Below are 20,463 nucleotides of genomic sequence, written 5' to 3' on the forward strand. Positions count from 1 at the left end.
TTGTAATTGATAATTATTTATTGATAATTTAAATTTTATGCCACAAATGTAATAATCTTCTATTCAAAATTGTTCCCTTTTAGAAAAATTAATTCCCAAAATTATAACGAAGTGTGATTCCGGAACGAACATTTGTCAACGGAAAAGAAGTGGATATTACTGCTTTTGAAAAAGAGTGATCATAGTAGAAAATAGCCGTAAGGTTTTTACTAAAAGCATAATCTGCTTTGACCGTCAAAGACCATATGTTTTGTCCTCCTGCCAATTGATTGTTATCGTAATCCAAATATCTTACAATCGTTTGATTGTTTCTATAGGTCACATCTGCTTTCAAATTGATATCGCTTTTTATTATTCCTGTTGGATTATCAGCTAGCCTGGAAGAGAAAATCACATCTTTGAAACGATAACCCAGTCCTACCACATATTCTATCCCTTTAACTTCTGTCAACAAATTATTATCAAAACTCATTGATAAAGCTCTGTCTTTTTTAATTTCAGCCAATACTTTTAATGAACTTTTCAATTCAAAATCCATTCTTAACAATGGATTAAATTGTTCCACCAAGTTTATATTTGACATTATAGTTTGATTGAAAAAATTACCACTAGCATCCTTTCCATCTGGGTCTTTGTCGTATTCAAAATTTGATCTAAACGCATTTATCGTGTAAGAAGCTCTATAATTATGTTGCAAAGAGAAACGTTTAAAATTCTTTTTAAACAAACCATAACGCATCAAGCCATTGTATTTTATCGACCAATTTGGAATCGGGAAGTTTCTAAAAATCCCGAGAGAAACATCCGAAGCATTTCCGCCTGAGTAAGCCGCTAAAAATGCAGGCAACAATACTGCTTGATTATTTTTTCCATACCCTATCGGAAATCCATCTGGGTCTAAATTACCTGGATTATTGACATCAATTCCTCGTTGTGTAGCTAATCGATTGGCTACCGTAAGTCTGTTCATTCTAAAATCATCAAATGCAACCGATGAATTTTCATCACTAGCAGAAAACGAAGTTTTTATCAACATCGCAGAAATTGAAAAAATACCTGTATCATATGGCGATCTAGGATTATAAACCCCATCCGTAACATCATATTGTTCTGTAGAATTTTCAGAGTAAGCGCGGTCTAATGTCAGGTCAACTTTTAAATCTGGTAACAAATCTACATTTGCAGTAGCTTTAAATAATTTATTGGTTACTTGAGAAAAATTTTGATTAAAATCAGGATAATTAGTCAACCAACCTCTTTTTGCTGCTTCATATCGCACATCGGCTTGACTTCCAAAAATAAATCCTAACGATGGCCTTGACGAACCCAAAAATCCTACACTTGGTGTATAGCCGGGTAAAACCGTACCGCTGTTATAGGTGTAATTCATCTGAATGTTTTTAATACTAGTCAAAACACCTATAAAACCATCTACAAATTCATTGTTTTTTGGTACTTGATTAGGATTTGTATTTACTATTTTTTCACCTGGTTTTGGAGCAGTTGTTTTAGGTTTTGGAACCGTTTTATTTGCATTTTTTGTCAGCCCTAAATATTTATACAACATGTCCATATTTAAAGTTGCATTCAAATTGTTTGAACTCGCATTTTGAACGGTGTTTCCTAAATTATAATTATTCCCTTCGATTTCTATTTGTGACAATGCATTAGAAGTACGCTGCCAGCTATAGTCTCCCGTATAGGAATAATTGGCTTTGACAAAACTAAATAATGGAATTTTATTAATTGGAATTTCATAATTCACAACCAATTGTTGCATGTGTTGATTTGGATCTCCAATGTCCCAATAACTATCCCAGATTGTAAAAGTATCTATAGGTTCATTGTCCTCATTCAAATAATTTTTTACAATATTACTGGAAGAAGCCGTATAATTTAATTTCAATGACTTAGTCAAATTATAATTAAATCCATATTGATAATTGAAGGCAAAATTTCTTCGATACAAAGGGTCCAATCCAATTCCCTCAACATCTACCTGTCTAAATTGCTGACGGTTGTATTGTCTGATGATATTGGTATTAAACGACACATTAGAAGGCAAATAATTAAAATTGAAATCGCTTAATAATTTCCAATAATTACTTTTTTTCATGAATTTTGTCTTCTTGAAAGGCTCTACTGATTTTGGTTTAAAAGTATAGGCATAGTCCACCGATGTATTTACTTGCTGATCTACATAATCTTCAATTTCAAAATCATGTCTTTCCACTTCATTAAAAGACTGAGAAAAAGTAAAATTCTCCGGATCGTATACACGCTGTTTTTGTTCTGGACTGCGGTCTTTTCTAACCCCAATGAAGTTTATACTTTTACGTTTTGTATAATCAATAGCTCTTTTTTCAATATTGTCTTTTTCGTTCTGGTCCGCTGTATTAGCAAGCAATTGTTTTAGTTTTATGTCTTGATTAAAAGGATCATATTCCGGAGTTATAGTCTCCTCACCAATAGCATAATTAAAAGGCAGATTAATTTGCCATTTTGGAGGCAATAATTTACCAAGATTAACATTTGTCACAATACTATACTGCTCTGTGTCCTCACGATTTCTTTCGTTTGGTCCTTGTTCTAAAGTTCCAAAACCAATAGTACTCTTTTTACCTGAAGCAGAAACTGTAGCAAAATCAGCTAAATTTGTATCAACATTCAATAAAGCAGCCATCCCGCCTTGATTATCCATATCAGCTAAGCGAAGTTCATTGAACCAAACTTCTCCTTTAATATCATTTCGGGATTCATTGTTTTTTAGACCAACCATAAGCGTTCGTACTAATCCAAAATTAGGATTTCCTTTTATACCCAATCGCAACCTGTCACTTCCGTCACCCTCCGTATTTGCCGGATCATTATCCGGATAATAAATACCATCTAAGGGCAATGTGCTTGGGTTAATACTCATTGCAAGAATTTTCAATTTTGTCAATAAAGCCAAAGACAAATCAATCTCATTTTCTTCTGGCCAAACTTCCTCAGCGCTCAAAGGCGAACAATCTGTATTTGAAGCAGAAGTTGGGTTCGTCACTTTTAAAGGAATTTCAATTTGATAAAAATTTTGAGTAAAGTCATTTCCAAAACGGATGAATCCAACCATTTGATTGTCTTGTAGCACAACTTCATTTGGTAATGATTCTGCGTGTAAAAACATTTTCAGTTTCTTGAATTGACGCATATCAATACTTACATTTTTAAAAACTGCTCTGGAATCTTCTGGTTCTAATCCGCTTCCTGATACTCTCAATGCTAACGACTGCTCATTTTGATTGATAACCGTATTATTATTGTATAGTTGTTCTCGTTGCACTCCTGGAGGAACAATATAATTAATTGGACATCTCTCGTTATTTTCCTGAACATTAACCGCTAAAACATCAACATTAGTATTATCATCAGCAACATTAGTATCATTAAAATCAAGCGTATTGGTATAGCGTCTCCATTCTCCTCTTACCAAATCCAACGCACCAAAACGAACAGTTACTTCTTCACTAAAACCTGTCATAAACATTCTCATGAAACGTATAGATCTAAAATCAGAAATGTTTCCTATAGTATTTTCAGGTTGTGAAACCGGTATTTTAAACTGCAGCCATCTCGCATCCGTAGTCGAACCATCCGGCAAAGTCACTTGGGTATTTCTTATATCAGTAATATAATTTTCCCCTACATTCATATTTGGCTGAACATCAATACTATATTCGTAATACGCATTGATAGTATTCATCGTATTATCCCTGTTAATATCCTCTACATCTGGAACGGTAGTTGCTCCTCTGTTAGGGTCATTAATATCAACTGCCGAGTTTCCATCAGTACCGTTATACATTTTATATCGGTCTAAAATTCCTCCGGAAGCATTCAAATAAAAGGTATAATCATCTGCCGCTGGATCCAACTCTGAGGCAAAATTTGTATATACTGCTCCTTCATTGCTATTAGCCAAACCATCCAAACCAATATCTTGACTCGTTCTGTTTGCTACATTAGTATCAAAAGCATAAATTAGTGATTGTGAAGCCGGAACATCTCCCCATAATGGCTGTGGATTTACCAATATCTGATCAGGTCCAAGTCCGTTTTCATATTGTTTTCTTCCATCTTTCAAAACATCTTCAGATATTTCACCTAAATTGAAATAAATTTTTCCCGTATTCGCTTGTGGCACCTGACCGTTTCCTACATAAGGATCTAATACCCAAAACTGAATATATTCAACATTTCCTTGTTCGAAATTAGTCGAATTTAATGAGCGCATAATTCCTCCAAAATTATCTCTTGGATTTGTAGCCGAATTCAAATTGTTATTATACGGACCTCTATCAGAAGGATAATAACTTAAATCTAATGTATTTATAACTTGTGACTGTCCTTGTGCAATATCCGTTAACGGATACAATTCCTCACTAAAAATTCTTCTGGTTTTATTAAATGACAAATCTTCATTTGAAATCCCTGTTGGTTTTTGAGTATAAAAAATAGGATCAATAGAATACCAAGCTAGTTTGGCGCGTTTAAAACCATAACTCAAATCATTTGCATTTGCATTGAAATCATAAGTGCTCATGGTATTTCTTTCCGGTGTTGACGACAGGCTCCAAGCATAAGGAGACCGCATATCAATGGTAGATTGTGACCCTTCGAAATCATCAACATAAATGGTAGACTCACCCTGAAATTGATCTGCTTTTGGAGTATCTGGTTTCAAAAAAGCGATTTCACCTCTTACGGAAAGATTAGATGGCACATCAGTATCTACATTTGGTAATTTATTCACCAATCGAGTCAAGAAAGGAACTTCGGTTGAAAAATTAGTATTGAATCCAAAAATAGTATTGTTAACTGATTCCTGACCAAAGCTTGATTTTTGAGTAAAAGGTCTTTCAGTCATCTTAAGGAAAGTTCCTCCAATCAAGAAATTTTCCGAAATTTTATGTTCCACATTTACGCCCATAAATCTTCTGGTTTGTAAACCAAAAACGGAATTATTTTCCAATGAAACTTCGATTGGAGTATTGGAAGCCTGAAGTGATGGATCTAAAATCTGCACTCTTCCCAATTGATAATTTACACTATAATCAATTCCTTCGACTAAAACTCTACCTGCAGCAGTAACCACAACAGAACCTTGCGGCACATTTAAAGCGCCAATCGGTATTCCGTCTCCACCAGATGATTTATATTTTCCTCTTAATAAAAATTTATTTTTATCACTGTCCTGTAAAGCTCCAGATTGTGTGTTTCGGTACATACTGCGAAACACATATTTCTTTTGATTTTCATTATAAGAACTCGTATTGTTATAATTTTCCCCTCCAGCTGACAATTTAGAAAACAATAATTCTCCAAATGGTTCTTTCGTAGTAAAAATAATCCTTCCGTATTGAGCATCCATAGTTAAGCCCGGCATAAAATCAAAAAAACCATCACCTCCAGCTTGAGGATCATTGTTATAATTTAATTTATCCAAGTTAAATACTTTTAACAAAGGCGTTTCGGCAACTTCATTTTGAGGCAAAGGGTTGGCAGGAAAAGGACTTCCAGGAACTTCAGTAATATAATTTAAAGGCGATGGATCTGTGTACAGAATGTTAAATCTAAAATCCTCTTGTTTTACTTGATAAGCACCCGGAATCTGATAGATGTTTTTCATCATCAGGTTCCAAACAGGATTTTTAACATTGGTCAAATTACTTTTCAGCATTTTCAGAATTAAACTCTGAGAAATAATAGCTTGATTTGAAGGACTGTTTCCTGTAACTACAGTTGCATCAACTCCGTCATTCCCAAATTCCCCAACTTGATACACCTGATCCCCAATTGTATATTGATAAGCAACTGCCAAAACCTCATCATTAGCCAATCTTTGTTGTAATGAGATATATCCTAATTGCGCGTTATACGTGTATTCATTTGGATTCAGCTTTCGAGCATTTTCTAATTTAGAATAATCCTGTCCTTCGCTTACTGTAACATTAAAACCTGAGTTTGAAGTTACAATTTCACGAATATTTGGATTCAATAAACCACCACCTGCTTGAATTAATTCAGGATTGTATGCATTGTTTTTATTATCTGTTGGAGTATCCGGTCCTGCAATAAAAAACGGAGGACTGGAAGGAATAGGATCCAAAACAACTACTTCATTATCCGTCAAACCATTTAATTGTCCTTCCCCTAAATCCTGAAGTGCAATAATATTTCTGAGGTTATTGTTGGTAGCTACTACCCTATTTTGTTTGTTAGTTACCCAAATTTCAAGTCGGGTAATTTGAACCCTACTGTCTATAAATGGATAATTCACTAATGATTTATCGTATCTGCTTCTAAAGTATTGGGATAAGAAAAAGTGTCTGTCATTATCATAGTCCAATGCAAACATGTCAAAATCTTGAATCGTCCCTCCGCCTTGAGCGATTAAACTTTTTGTTTGTGACTTTTGCTCAGAAAAAACTCCGGTAATCGTCGTTTTTCCAAATTGCAATTGTGTTTTTACACCAAATAAACTTTGCGCGCCTCGAATCAAAGAACTATTCAAAGGCATACTCACATTTCCTACTTCGATTTTTTGAATAATATCGTCTTCTGAAGGCGCATATTCCAACTTCATTAAATTTTGAAAAGCAAATGTTGATTGCGTATCGTAATTAGCATTTACATTAAGTCGCGTTCCTACTTTTCCCATCAAACTCATACTTATCCTTTGATCAAAATCAAAAGAAAGATTGGATCTGTTTCTGGGTGAAAATGAGGGATTATCTTGTTTTGTATAACGCATTCCTAAATCCATTTCTATAGATCCGGTTGGTTTTACATCAATGGTATTACTTCCAAAAATAGATTCGAAAAGCCCTGATTTAACGTAATATCTTGGCAATAAATCTTTTTTAGCTTCTTCGCTACCTTCTTTTTTACCTTCAATAGCATCCACCTTTTTTTTGAAATAATCGCGCATTGATTCTTTCAAAACCAATTTTTCATATTCTTTTGGCGTCAATATAATAGGATAATTGATGGAGAATCCATCGACAGAATTAGTGTAAATATACCTGTCTGTAATAGGGTCATAGGTATAAGCTGAGAGGATACTCTTTGGGTTTTTCATCTGGACTTTTCCAATAGAAAATCCAGTTTTAACGGTATCCTGAGCTGCTTGATTTACTTGGGCTTGCGATGCAAAACCACAGAATAATACAAGCAAAAAAGTACAAATTTTATGCATACAACTCGTGTTACTTGAATACCTCTATAGATTTTTTAAAGCTTTCTTGATGATTGACTCCACAGAAGCATCTGGGTCTTCTTTGACAATCTTTTCTACCACTCGTTCTGAAGATTTCCGTAAAAACCCCAAAACTTCCAAAGCTGATAACGCCTCATCTCGATTTGTATTGCTTTGCGACATAGAAACTTCATCTAAATCATACAATTTTAATACTTTGTCTTTCAAATCCAGTATTACTCTTTGCGCTGTTTTGCTCCCTATCCCTTTTATAGATTGAATGGTTACCACATCCCCAGATGCAATTGCATTAGTGATTTGTTTTGGGTCTAATGAAGAAAGCATTGTTCGTGCTATACTTGCCCCTATTCCAGAGACTGATAATAACATTTTGAAAATCTCTCTTTCTGACTTTTCCACAAAACCAAAAAGTGTATGCGCATCTTCTTTTATTTGAAGATGCGTATATACTTTTATAAAATCCGTATTTGGAAGCAAAGAATATGTATGTAAAGAAATATTTACATGATAACCAACTCCTCCACAATCAATTATTATATGCGTGGGCGATTTCTCTACTAATTTTCCTTGTAAATGTGCTATCATTAATTCTTAAATATAGCACCAAATATAATAAAATTAGCACATAATTTTATCATATTCATCAATTTAACTTCGCTAATAATTTATAGCTTATTAAACTAAAGTAAATTTGCTTTTTTCTTTCCTTTCTCCTGAGCATCTATCACCGCAATTGCCGCCATGTTTACCATTTCCTCAACACTCGCGCCTAATTGAAATATGTGAACTGGTTTCCCCATTCCTAACATAATAGGTCCTATTGAGTCTACTTTATTCAATTCCTTCAATAATTTATAAGTGATATTAGCAGATTCTAAATTAGGAAAAATCAAAGTATTTACTTTCTTTCCTGCTAACTTAGAAAAAGGGAATTTTTCTTTTAACATTTCAGGATTCAATGCAAAATCGGCTTGAAGTTCTCCGTCAATAACCATGTCAGGATGATTTTTATGCAAATAAGCTACTGCTTCTCTAACTTTACCAGCACTTTCATTTGTAGATGATCCAAAATTTGAAAACGATATCATTGCAATTACAGGCTCAACACCAAACATTCTCGCCGTTTTCGCAGTCATAATAGCAATTTTAGCTAAATCATCTGCTGATGGATTAATGTTTATTGCGGTATCTGATAAAAACATTGGCCCACGAGCCGTCATCATCATATTTGTAGTAGCAACAATTGAGGCTCCATGCGCTTTTTCAATAAGCTGTAACATTGGTTTCACCACAGATGGGTAACTTCTGGAATGTCCGGTAACCAAAGCATCAGCCTCGCCTTCGTTAACCATCATTGCTGCAAAATAGTTTCTTTCGCGCATTAATTTCTGTGCATCCAAAAAGGAAATCCCGCGTCTTTGTCTAGAAGACCAATACGTGTTTGCAAACTTATTTCTTCGCACTTCCTCTTCTTTAATTTTAGGATCTATAATCTCAATATCTGCATCAAAACCAATTTCTTCTTTTAATTCTAAAATAATTTCTTTGTTCCCTAATAAAATTGGAAAACCAATACCTTCTTCCCATACAATTTGAGCCGCTTTAAGAACATCTAAATGATCTGCTTCAGCAAAAACAATTTTTTTAGGATCCATTTTAGCTCTGTTTGTAATCAAACGAACCATTTTATTATCATTCCCTAAACGGTCTAATAATTCTTCTTCGTACTTTTTCCAATCAGTAATAGGATTCAATGCCACACCAGAGTCCATCGCAGCTTTTGCAACAGCAGGCGCAACAATAGTTATTAATCTTGGATCAAATGGTTTTGGGATGATATATTCTCTACCAAAATTTAATTTTGTAGCTCCATAAGCAATATTTACTTGCTCAGGCACTGATTCTTTTGTCAATAATGCCAATGCCTTAACGGCTGCCATTTTCATAGCCTCATTTATCTTGGTTGCACGAACATCCAATGCGCCTCTAAAAATATAAGGAAATCCAAGAACGTTATTCACCTGATTAGGAAAATCAGAACGTCCTGTTGCCATAATAACATCTTTGCGAGTTGCAATTGCCAAATTATAATCTATTTCTGGATCAGGATTTGCCATTGCAAAAACGATAGGATTATCAGCCATTCCAAGCAACATTTGCGGAGACATAATTCCTCCGGTGGACAAGCCTAGAAAGATATCAGCCCCAACTAAAGCTTCTTCTAAATTCATAGAAGGTATATCTTTTGCATACTTTAACTGTAATTCCGATAGTTTCGGATTGTCTTTTGTCAATAATCCTTTGCTATTAAACATGAAAATATTTTCAATTTTCACTCCTAATAAAACATATAAGTCGGCACAAGCCAAAGCAGCAGAACCTGCTCCCGAAACGACCATTTTTACATCTTCTGCTTTTTTATCCGCTAATTCTAATGCATTCAACAATGCCGCAGATGATATGATTGCCGTACCGTGCTGATCATCGTGCATCACAGGAATATTTAACTCTTCGACTAATCTTCTTTCAATTTCAAAAGATTCCGGCGCTTTAATATCCTCCAAGTTTATACCACCAAAAGTTGGTGCTATATTTTTAACTGTCTGGATGAATTCTTCAATATCTTTAGTTCCAATTTCGATGTCAAATACATCAATATCAGCAAAAATTTTAAACAACAATCCTTTCCCTTCCATTACTGGTTTTGATGCTTCGGGACCAATGTCACCCAATCCTAAAACTGCAGTTCCATTTGTGATTACGGCAACTAAATTTCCTTTTGCTGTGTATTTATAAACGTTGTTTATATCTTTGGCAATTTCTAAACAAGGCTCAGCTACACCAGGAGAATAAGCCAAAGATAAATCTCTTTGTGTTGCATATTTCTTAGTGGGAACTACTTGAATTTTACCAGGTGTTGGCTTTGCGTGGTATAATAATGCCTCTCTTCTTTTGCTATTTTTGTCCATTGTTTTTAGATTTTATTCTAGCGTACAAAGATAGGGGTCTAGATTTAAAAAAAGAGGACTTTTTCCCCATTCTTTTGTATAGAAACAAGCCTAATTGGATTCCAAAAAAAAAGCTGCAATAACTGCAGCTTTCTGTAAGTATCATTATTATGATTTTTTTTATTGGGTAATGTAAGAATTTAAATGTTGAATAGTATCTTTTTGCATCTCGATTATGGCTTTTACGACATCACTTATTGAGATAATTCCAATTACAATTTCATTTTCTAAAACGGGCAAATGGCGGACTCTTTTAGTACTCATTAATTCCATGCAGTACTCTAAATTATCCGTCGGGCTTACCGTAACCACATCAGTCTCCATAATTTCATGAACAAAGGCTTTCTTTGAAGATTTTGCTTTCAAAACAATTTTTCGTGCATAATCTCTCTCAGATAAAACTCCTTTCAAAACGGTATCTTCAATGATAAGAATTGCTCCGATGTTTTTTTCGCTCATCACTGTCAATGCTTCGTATACGGTGTTAGTGGAAAGTATGGAATAAACTTCTTTTCCTTTAGTGCCTAAAATTTGATTAACTGTCATAATTGATTCATTTAGTGAATTATAAAGTTAAAAAAAATATGCATTCAAACAACAAAAAAACATTTTTTAACCTCTAAAATATATCATCAGGAGAAACTAACGCTCCTAATTTCTGTTTCAATTCGTCATTCAAAATTTGTAATCCATACTGATAAGACGCATTCACCCAGCCAAAACCTTCCTTTGCGATGTAATCAAATTCAGTTCCTACATTTCCATATTCGGCAAAAACTTTATGAGAACTGATTTCCAAATCAAATTTTTCAGGAATCGTCCCATTATAATCCACCGCATTTCTGGTAATTAACCACAACCAACGGTATACCATTTCTTGTGCTTTATCAAGACAATTATAGTTAATCAATCCTTCCCATAACAACATTTGGTGCGGCGCCCAACCAAAAGGATAATCCCATTGTCGTTGCGGTGCTTCTTCTGGAGCATCTGCTATACTCGCCTTAGTACTTCCTGTAATTCCACCTGTTTTTACAAATTGTGGTAAAGCAATTTCAACTAATTTTTTGGCCTGATTTTCATCACACAACCCAGCCCACAAAGGAAAAAATGTTGTTGCAGCTTCAAACGGGAACTGCTTATGATTCACAAAATCATAATCAAAATACATACTTGCGTCCTCGTTCCAGCACAATTCATTCATTTTATCTTTACGAAAAAGCGCTTTTTGTTCCCATTCCTCCGAAGTATAAATGACATTGCCAACTTGAAAAGCTTTCCCGAAATAAGTTTTAATTAGCTTGGCGACGTCTTTTTCATACTTATAAAGAAAACTGTTGACATCTACTGAATTCAAATTGGCACACGTATTAATTAATCGGTTTGTTGTGTCGTGCCCGCTTTCTCTCATACTTCTATCATGAACGAAATAAATGTCGAGTTCATCATCAATAAGCGTTCGCTGTAAATATTGCTTTTCGAATTCCCTAATGGGTAAATTATATTTTTTAGCATACGGTTCTAAAACATCATCAAAATGTCCGGGTTCCACTTCAAAGGGCATTCCAATTCCATCCGCTTTGTATCGGTTTAAACCCGTTGGTGTTAATCGGTTTCCTTGAATCATCCAAACCGTATTGTATTCCAAAATGACCGTTTCCAAATGGCTTCTTAACCACTCTAAACTTGGCATTCCCTTTTTTGCAATTTCAATTAGCAAAGAGGAGTATAAAGGTGGTTGCGTTCGTGTCAAATAATAACTTCTATTCGCATTTAGAATTTTTCCATAGTGAATAATTTGATATTTAAAATTTTCAGCAATCGCGATTGCTTTGCCTATTTGACCGTCAATCAGCAACCCAACGCCAATAAAATAGCTATCCCAACCATACATTTCGTTAAATCTTCCGCCAGGAACTACAAAAGGAACGCCTTGCAGACTGTAAATTTTTTGTTCCAAAGCCAAAGCCAGAATTCCCGGTTTCTCATTTAAAGTTTCCACATATTCCACCGAATAATTCTCAGGCAGAATTTCAACTTTAAAATTTGGTAATTCTTTTTCTAATGCCTGAAAGTAAGCAACTCCTTGTTTGTCTTTGGCAACAACATAAAGCGTTGCTACATCACTGGACGTTTTTTCGTCTTCAATAATTTGTGTCAATCCTTTTTTGTCAATGGTTCTAGTTAGTTCTTCCCAATAATCATCCTTGATTTTTCTTGAAATTCGCTGAACTGGATTCTCTTGAATACGACTCAAATCAACTTCTCCAAATGTTGAATTAGCTTCCTTAAGCTGGGCTAATTCCTGTAATAAATTGGACAAATGATATGTGCCAACAATAACTTCTTCTTGCTTAGTAGTTTCGTCAACCAAAACAAATTTTTTAGGTCCATTATCGTCTTTCGTGATTTTTTTATCTTGGTCAGTATCCTCTTGAAGCAATAGTTCCTGGAATACTTTGTCTATGTTGAGTATGAATTTCATTGTTTAGCGGTAAGTTTTTTTAGAATAAAGAAAGAAACAAGCAGTAATGACATTGGAATTAAAGTATAATAAAAGGCGTTTTCCGGCCCTTCGTTTTTAAATAAATAACCAATAACCCTGGAACCTAAAGTACCGCCAAGCGCAGAGAAAACGACAATTAAACCGGTCATGGAACTGTGTAGTTTTTTAGGTAAAGCACTCAAAACCACCGAATTTAAAAGCGGATAAATTGGTGCAATAAAAAGTCCTACTAACGGAAATGCAAATCCTATCAATGGAATATCACCAAGCGAATTGATTTCTTTGACCTCTAAACCAACTGCTTTAGGAAGTACAAAAATCACAATAAGCATAGCCGCTACGATACAAAAACTAAGTACCCAAATCCAACTGACACTTTTAGTAATTACACCCGCCAAAAGTCGTCCTACAGCTAATGAAATTGCCAAAATACTTGCCATCATGATACTAATATTCTCCGGAAGATGTAACACTTTGCTATTAAAAGTTGGCAACCAAGACATTATTCCTTGCTCAATCATTACAAATAAGAATGCACTGATTACAAAAACTATGGTTAACAGTTTTGCAAATAATTTGAACATTTCTTTGAAGTCATCGGCTAGATCAACGCCCGGAATATCCGTTTGATTTTCGAATTTGGTAAAAAATAGAAAGCCAAAAGACAGTAACGAAATCCCAGCTAATAGCCAATAAACATTGAGCCAAGCATCTGGATTCGCATCTGAATTAAAAGCCGGGAACAAGAAATACGCTAAAGCAATTCCTATCATAAATACCCCTTCAATGCTACTCATCAAACTATTGTGTTCCTGCTGATTTTCTGTTATTGTTCCAATAAGCGAATATACTGATACTTTTATCAATGCAAATGAAACACCTACGGTAGCAAAAAGCAATTTTGCCGTTCCAAAAGAATTACCAAAATACATACTAATACAAGCGACAGAAACTAGGGCTAAGCCAATAAGCATGGCTCTTTTATATCCTATTCTGGGCAAAAAAGAAGCGATTAGAAAAGAAACTATCGCGATGGGCAAATCCTTGAAAGCCTCTAAAACGCTAGCTTGCAATTCATCTACGCCATAATTTTTTTGCGCCTTTAATATCACAATTCCTACGCTATTTAGCAGAATCGCAAAAACGAAGTAATTGAGATACATCGCAATTTTAACCGTACTTTTTTTCATTTTTTACTTTTTTGAATAATTATTAGATTTCAGTGCTTTTAGGTAATTATACGTATTACTATAGTTTTTATTTGTTATTTTGATTAGAGAAAAATCAATAACTCTTAGTGGTTGTTATTTCATTCTCAGTATGTTTAATTGTAAAACCTTTGTTATTAAGGTTTGCGATTAGGTGTGCAATGCTTGTACCATTAGTCCATTTAATATCTAAGATATCATCCGCAAAATCATTTATTTCTACTTCACCAGAAAATGCATCCGAAGTATTTCTTAAGCGAATGATTTCGAGCTGTTTCTTGACAATTTCTGTTTTCAACCCTTCTGCAATATCATTCATTGACAATGCAGTGCGATTAATTTCTTTATGTCCAGCACTACCTCCATTATCCGCCGCTTCATAATTATTTTTACCTGCAAAAATATCCAGATACCAAATTTGCGGTATTCCGGGCATAAACATTTGAATGACTCTTGCAAGCAGTAACTTTTGTTCATTTTCACCTAATGCACTAAAAAAAGTAGCATTTATTTGATAATAAGAAATTTTGTTTCCTGATGGATCGTACAGATTTTTGACACGACCGCCTCGTTCCATGATGGTATTCATGATACTTTCAATCTCAGCATCTTCTAACAATCCTTTATTATAAACGCCATTTACCTCCTTGCCCTTCAGGTCTAAAACTGGTATTCCATCGTGACAACCAAGCATATTTACCGTTTTATAATCTTTGGCTATAATTTCCTTAGCCCATCGAATTAAAGCGCTACTAGTTTGACTTTCTATAGTGTGAATGGTTAAGCCTGGCAAGAAAAAATCATAGATATAATACCCTTCATTGGCGACCTCATCATGCAAATGCAAACCATATTCTGCATGAATTTCTGGTAAAAGCATCAAATTATTTTGTTGTGCTATTTTCTTGATACGCTCTAAATATTCCCAGGTTCCAGGGATATTAAAAAAATTGGATTCTCCCACTTGTTTATGCAGATAGGCAAAAGCATCTAATCTAAGAATCGTACAACCATATCCACTTAATTTTTTCAGAGTCTCCTCATAAAATTCCCATACTAATGGCGAAGCAGCATTGACGTCCATTTGTCCTAAATAAGATCTTTTTTGTTCCGCTATTTGTAAAATCTCTGATTTAAACGGAGCACAATCATCAAAATTTAGGGCAGCAAAATCTTGATTGTCATTTATAGCGGCGTTCACAAGAGTGACAACCGATTGTTTTTGCGTCTCAGTCAACCCTTCAATAGACTGCAAATCAGTTTCGGCAATTGGATTGTAGGTGATTTGCTGATAAAAGGTGTTCCAATAGGGTTGTTCAGTCCCATCCGGAAAACGTACTTTTAATATGGGTAAACCTGACTTTCTCATGAATAATTTATTGAGAAATTCTGGTTTTGGTATTATAATTCCATCTTCATTCTTTGTTCCGTTTCCTTCCCAGAATTCATTCCAATTGATAAAAAAATCTTTGAATTTAGATTTTTCCCCATGTTGCAGCATGTCTTTAAACTGAGGAGAAGCAACAGAGAGATGATTTAATACAATATCAAATTTCAGTTTTATTTGGAGTTCATTCAAGTCCTTTAAATCTTTCTCATCTACTAACTCCTTGTTTATATCATAATCAATAATAGAAAAACCTCTATCTAAATCACTGTTAAAAAAGGTAGGTAAAACGTATATTAGAGAAAACACATCTTTAAATTCTTCCATTTTAAGCATGGCTATTGAATCCCTAAATTTTTCTCCAATACTATCCGGATAAACATTAAGCATTACACCATTGCTTATATTTTTATTGTCTTGTATCATTGTATTTTAAAGAAGTTTAGAAAGGATATTGATATTATCTGGAAGTCGACCTACATTTTGCAGTTTTAAAGCGGCTAACTTTAAAGCGATATCCAAACATTCATGAATTGATTTTTCTTTTATATAAGCAAACAAAAATCCAGACCAAAAAGCATCACCCGCTCCCGTAGAATCCATCACTTTGTCAATTTTTATTGCCGGCATTTGTATTACTTCTTTCCCTTTTTGAGATAATTTCACCCCTTTGCTACCTAAGGTTAAGCAAACCAAATCCACACCTTGATGGTGAAAAAATTCGAATATTTCTTCATGCGGAAGTTCTTTCTCAAAAAGACGCAACATATCATCCTCACTAATTTTTATTAGTGGATTGAACTGGCAATAGGTTTTGATAACTTTGAAAGCCTTTTTTTGACTTTTCCACAATTTTCTTGCATAGTTAAGATCAATACTTAGCTTACATCCTAAACCGTGCGCTTCTTGGGCTTTCTTCAAGATTGTTTTTTGCGCCGGATTCTTACTTAATGCGAAACAAGTGGTATGGAATATCTTTGTATTAGATAGTATTTCCTTTGAGATTTGTTCTTCATAAATACAACAATCTGCCGAACGATAAGGTATAAAATCAGGTGTACCCTCAGACCTTGAAACAAAAATCACACTAGTCGACTTATCGTCTAAAACATTAAGGTGTTCTGCATTCACTCCAACACTTGTTAAGCGCTCCGTGATATAAGAACCAAAACCATCGTTCCCCACCGTGGCAACCATAATAGTATTCAAACCTAATCGTGTGGAATTCATCGCTACGTTAGTAGGTGAGCCTCCTAAATACCTATGATAATCCCTGGTTTCATTAATCAGCACACCCTCTTGATGCCCGATAAAATCAACTAATACTTCACCAACACAAAGAATATCTATAGTTTCCATCTTATTATTTATTGTATTATTCACTTACGTTAGTTTTTTTGTTTTTGATTAATAAAGTACAGATTGCAGCAAGAACTAATAATACTCCTGCAAAAGTAATTGCTTGACGGGGATCGTTATCTAAGAAGTTCTTTAAAATGTAACCAAATGACAGATTTTGAATTATCATCGGAATAACAATCATCATATTAATAATTCCCATGTAAACTCCATAACGCTCTTTTGGAACAACAGCAACAACCATCAAATACGGTATTCCCATCATGCTTGCCCAAGCAATTCCGTAACCAATAATCACCGCAAAAAATACATATTGATTTTGCACCATCGGAAACCATAAAAAAGAAACGGCTCCAAATAACAGACATACAAAATGAATCATTTTAGCACCGTGTTTCTTGGCTAATTTTGCCAAATAAAAAGCAATTGAAAAGGTAACAATAAAACCAAAAGCACCAATTAATCCGTTCCATTCTACTGCTTTTTCATACCCCATCACGTTCTTTGGAGTTACGTTCCACACAGATAAGGCAATACTTTTTGAATTGTTTTGCCAATAGCACATCATAGCATACCACTGAAAAAGATACACCAGAAACAATTGCCACATCACTGTTGGCATTTCTAAAACGGCCTGATAAATATCAATAAAGGGTGAAAAAATCTTTAATGGTTCTGCTTTTAAAATGGCTATTTCTTCTGCCGTTGGCGGTATTTCTTTCGTTTTGTTCATACTCCACCATATAGACGAGATTGAAAGGATTGCACCTAAAAAGAAGGATGCGTAAATCCAAGTGGGTAACGATCCGGTATAACCAACAAAAACAATTGGAAACAGAAAAAGAGAAATATAAGCGAGAAACTGCCCGAAACCAGTAAAGAAACTCTGCGCCTGAAAACCTGTTGGCTGCTGCTCTTCGTCTAGTGTATCTGCAATAAAAGCACGATAAGGTTCCATAGCAGTATTATTTCCAATATCTAAAATCCAAAGCAAACCTGCTGCCATCCACAAGGAACTGCTAAATGGGAATAGAAATAAAGCAATACTACAGACTATTGCTCCAATAAAAAAGTATGGTTTTCGTCTTCCCCATCTTGGATGCCAGGTTTTATCACTCATTGCTCCAATTATGGGTTGAATCAATAAGCCCGTTAAAGGACCTGCAAGATTCAGTATCGGAATTTGATCTGGACTTGCATGTAAAAAATCATAAATAGGATTAACGGCACTTTGTTGCAAACCAAAACTGTATTGTATTCCAAAAAAACCAACATTCATATTGATTATCTGCCAAAAGCTCAATTTTACTTTTAAATTCATTCTAGATGATTAATTTGTTAATTTTTTATAAATTTAATTTTAAAATTGCCAATTAAAAATAGAATAAAAACAAAAACGTTTTCGGAAGACCCGAAAACGTTTTCGATAATTTTAAATCATCTAAAAAATTACTCTTTATTTTGAAGCAAAAGGAATGATTATTTTCGTTTCCCATTGTAGCTCTTCTCCGCCATTAAATGGATTGGACAAGAAATGTTCCAAAACTTTATTTTCCAATTTAAGATTGTGCTTTTTGGCATGGTCCATCAAGGCAAACCAAGCTCTGTCTGAGGTTCTGAAATTGCCATAATAAGTTGCTTTCAATCCTTTTACAGCAGGTAAGGTTTTGAATTTTACAACTTCATTTTCAATGATTTTGGTGTTTTTATCAATTGGGAAGCAATAATTAAAATCGATAGTTTCTTTGTCTAAATTCCAATTTGTAATTTCAACATAAGGCCTTCCTATTATTTTGATTTGATTTTCAAAAAGGAAGCCGGTAATTAAAGCATCATTAGCAATCATATTTTGTGCTTTTTCCTGTAAAACACTTTTCAAACTAATGTAGGCAACAAATGTTTCTTCAGAAGAGCCTTCTCCGTCAATTCTTACTTTAAAATTTTTCAAATGATCGCTCAATCCTTTCTTAAAATCAGTAACTTTTCTAATTTGTTCTTGTTTGAACTTAGTATTAAAAAATGGAGCCGTTATTTTATTATACCAACTATGATTTAAATCTTTAATCCCAACATTCACTTTTGTCACTGAATCATTTATGTACGTAATATTCCAGATGTATTCCATTTGAGCATCACCTTTTTTCATTTTTTGTCTAATGAAATCAAAATTTCTCTTTTCTAAAATGGTAAAACTTTCTTTTTCACTTATCAATTGAATAGCAGACCATTCTTGAATTCCTTGAAAAACGGTTCCTGTAGCCGCTTTTACTTTAAAAGAAATACAATAATCTGTTTCTTTTATGAACAAATACCAAACTAAAAACAAACAGAATAAGGCACTGAATGCTATTGTAATTTTTTTTCTAACAGTCATTATTTCTTAAGCATCTTTAATTTATTATTAATATAATCTCCAATAGTATTACCTTGAGCAACACCATTTTCAATAGCAGCTCTGTAATGAATTCCTCCGTAAAGCCTGCTAATTGAAGCTTCTGCGGCAGCTTCTTTAAATGAATTAAAAGGTCTTTTAGGCAACCCAAAAGAAACTTCTGAATCATCGATATAACTAAAATTATCTCCAAAAATAGAGGTTAGAATAATTGCCGAACACGAAGAAACAACAGAATGTCCGCTTACATATTCTGGAAAAGGAGGTGTTTGTAATTGTGGTCTCCAGTTCTCATCTATATTTTGATTAATATACGTTTCAGGACGTACTACATTACTTCTGTACTTTTCTTCCCAGCAACTAATGAAACTTTCAAAAATTCCGATAGAAGTTTTAGTGTAAGCAAAAACTGTAGTCTCAAAATCTGATTTGGATTTTTTTAACGCAATTTTAGTAATGTTAATCCAATGCGCATCAGGCGTATTTTTTTTCTTTGCAAACATCATATGACCCTGTATCACTGTCGCATAAGGATTACAATCCCAAAATGAGGCAATTGCTGATTCTTCTGGAATTGGTTTGCTTTGATTTTTCTCTACTTCAATTAATTTTTTGGAAATCAAATTCCCTACATCGTACGTTTCTTTTGCATCTTTATAAAAAGCAGAATTTTTATCAGTAGAAAAAGGATAAGGTGCTTTGGGTTTAAATTGAGATGCGGAATCCATAACTAAAGTCCTTATTTCTCCCCAATGCGGTTCCACACCATCCATATAAGATGGCGGAGTTGGCTGCCATCTTCCTGGTTGATCTGAATAAACTGAAAATTTAGAAGAAGTTCGAGTTTGCTTATAATTATCTTTCCCCATCCACATTTTGATTCTATCTACCACTTTTAAAGCATATTCTTTAGACACGTCAAATTCTTTTTGATTTTCAGCACCCCACTTTTCATATAAACTATCTCTGTATTTTTCTAAAGCTTGCTCCGAAAAAATCAATTGCTTACTAACTTCAATATGGGCAATAAGTGCTGCTAAATTTTTATTCACTCCACTTTTCGGATCTAGTTTAGGAATAGAATCTAATCCTTTTAACTGCCCTTGCAAACTTTCATATTTAGTGTTGTTTTGAGCCATAATCTCATAAGCGGCAACGTTAGGATAAACATAAATTCTGCTGGCAACCGGAGGCGAAAATATATCATGAACCATAATTCCTGTTACAGTATCAACTGCAGCACAGAAGTCATCGGTCGTCACTTTAATTGGAGTCTCTTTTTTACATGAAGTTAAAAAAAGCATCACAAGTCCTAAAAGAAAAATTTTAGAATTCATGTTATTGG

General features: G+C 34.2%; 11 protein-coding genes. All 11 read right to left on the bottom strand.

Annotated features, from left to right (window positions below; all coding sequences use genetic code 11):
- Positions 1 to 88: 88 nt before the first annotated feature.
- A complete protein-coding gene (sov, locus tag ACXX80_RS03320; RefSeq protein ID WP_458551988.1) occupies positions 89 to 7,237 on the bottom strand; it encodes a T9SS outer membrane translocon Sov/SprA in 7,149 nt (2,382 codons plus the stop codon).
- Positions 7,238 to 7,261: 24 nt separating this feature from the next.
- Complete coding sequence (ruvA, locus tag ACXX80_RS03325) at positions 7,262 to 7,843, bottom strand: Holliday junction branch migration protein RuvA (RefSeq protein WP_458551989.1); 582 nt, start codon at positions 7,841 to 7,843, stop codon at positions 7,262 to 7,264.
- A gap of 95 nt (positions 7,844 to 7,938) precedes the next feature.
- On the bottom strand, positions 7,939 to 10,227 hold the full coding sequence (locus ACXX80_RS03330) for an NADP-dependent malic enzyme (RefSeq protein WP_458551990.1): 2,289 nt from the start codon (positions 10,225 to 10,227) through the stop codon (positions 7,939 to 7,941).
- A gap of 159 nt (positions 10,228 to 10,386) precedes the next feature.
- Positions 10,387 to 10,812, bottom strand: a complete 426-nt coding sequence (locus tag ACXX80_RS03335) for a CBS domain-containing protein (RefSeq protein ID WP_458551991.1) — start codon at positions 10,810 to 10,812, stop codon at positions 10,387 to 10,389.
- Positions 10,813 to 10,885: 73 nt separating this feature from the next.
- Positions 10,886 to 12,751, bottom strand: coding sequence for a trehalase family glycosidase (locus ACXX80_RS03340; protein WP_458551992.1), 1,866 nt, complete (start codon positions 12,749 to 12,751; stop codon positions 10,886 to 10,888).
- Complete coding sequence (locus ACXX80_RS03345) at positions 12,748 to 13,962, bottom strand: MFS transporter (RefSeq protein WP_458551993.1); 1,215 nt, start codon at positions 13,960 to 13,962, stop codon at positions 12,748 to 12,750. The genes ACXX80_RS03340 and ACXX80_RS03345 overlap by 4 nt, the downstream gene beginning before the upstream one ends.
- Positions 13,963 to 14,056: 94 nt before the next feature.
- On the bottom strand, positions 14,057 to 15,793 hold the full coding sequence (locus ACXX80_RS03350; protein WP_458551994.1) for an alpha-amylase family glycosyl hydrolase: 1,737 nt from the start codon (positions 15,791 to 15,793) through the stop codon (positions 14,057 to 14,059).
- 6 nt (positions 15,794 to 15,799) lie between these two features.
- Entirely contained in the window at positions 15,800 to 16,726 is a 927-nt protein-coding gene (locus ACXX80_RS03355) for a carbohydrate kinase family protein (protein ID WP_458551995.1), read from the bottom strand.
- A gap of 16 nt (positions 16,727 to 16,742) precedes the next feature.
- Complete coding sequence (locus ACXX80_RS03360; RefSeq protein WP_417979907.1) at positions 16,743 to 18,047, bottom strand: MFS transporter; 1,305 nt, start codon at positions 18,045 to 18,047, stop codon at positions 16,743 to 16,745.
- Positions 18,048 to 18,182: 135 nt separating this feature from the next.
- On the bottom strand, positions 18,183 to 19,100 hold the full coding sequence (locus tag ACXX80_RS03365) for a GyrI-like domain-containing protein (protein WP_458551997.1): 918 nt from the start codon (positions 19,098 to 19,100) through the stop codon (positions 18,183 to 18,185).
- On the bottom strand, positions 19,100 to 20,455 hold the full coding sequence (locus ACXX80_RS03370; protein WP_458554070.1) for a vanadium-dependent haloperoxidase: 1,356 nt from the start codon (positions 20,453 to 20,455) through the stop codon (positions 19,100 to 19,102). The genes ACXX80_RS03365 and ACXX80_RS03370 overlap by 1 nt, the downstream gene beginning before the upstream one ends.
- Between the last annotated feature and the right edge of the window lie 8 nt (positions 20,456 to 20,463).

It is taken from the genome of Flavobacterium sp. GNP002 (assembly GCF_054343795.1).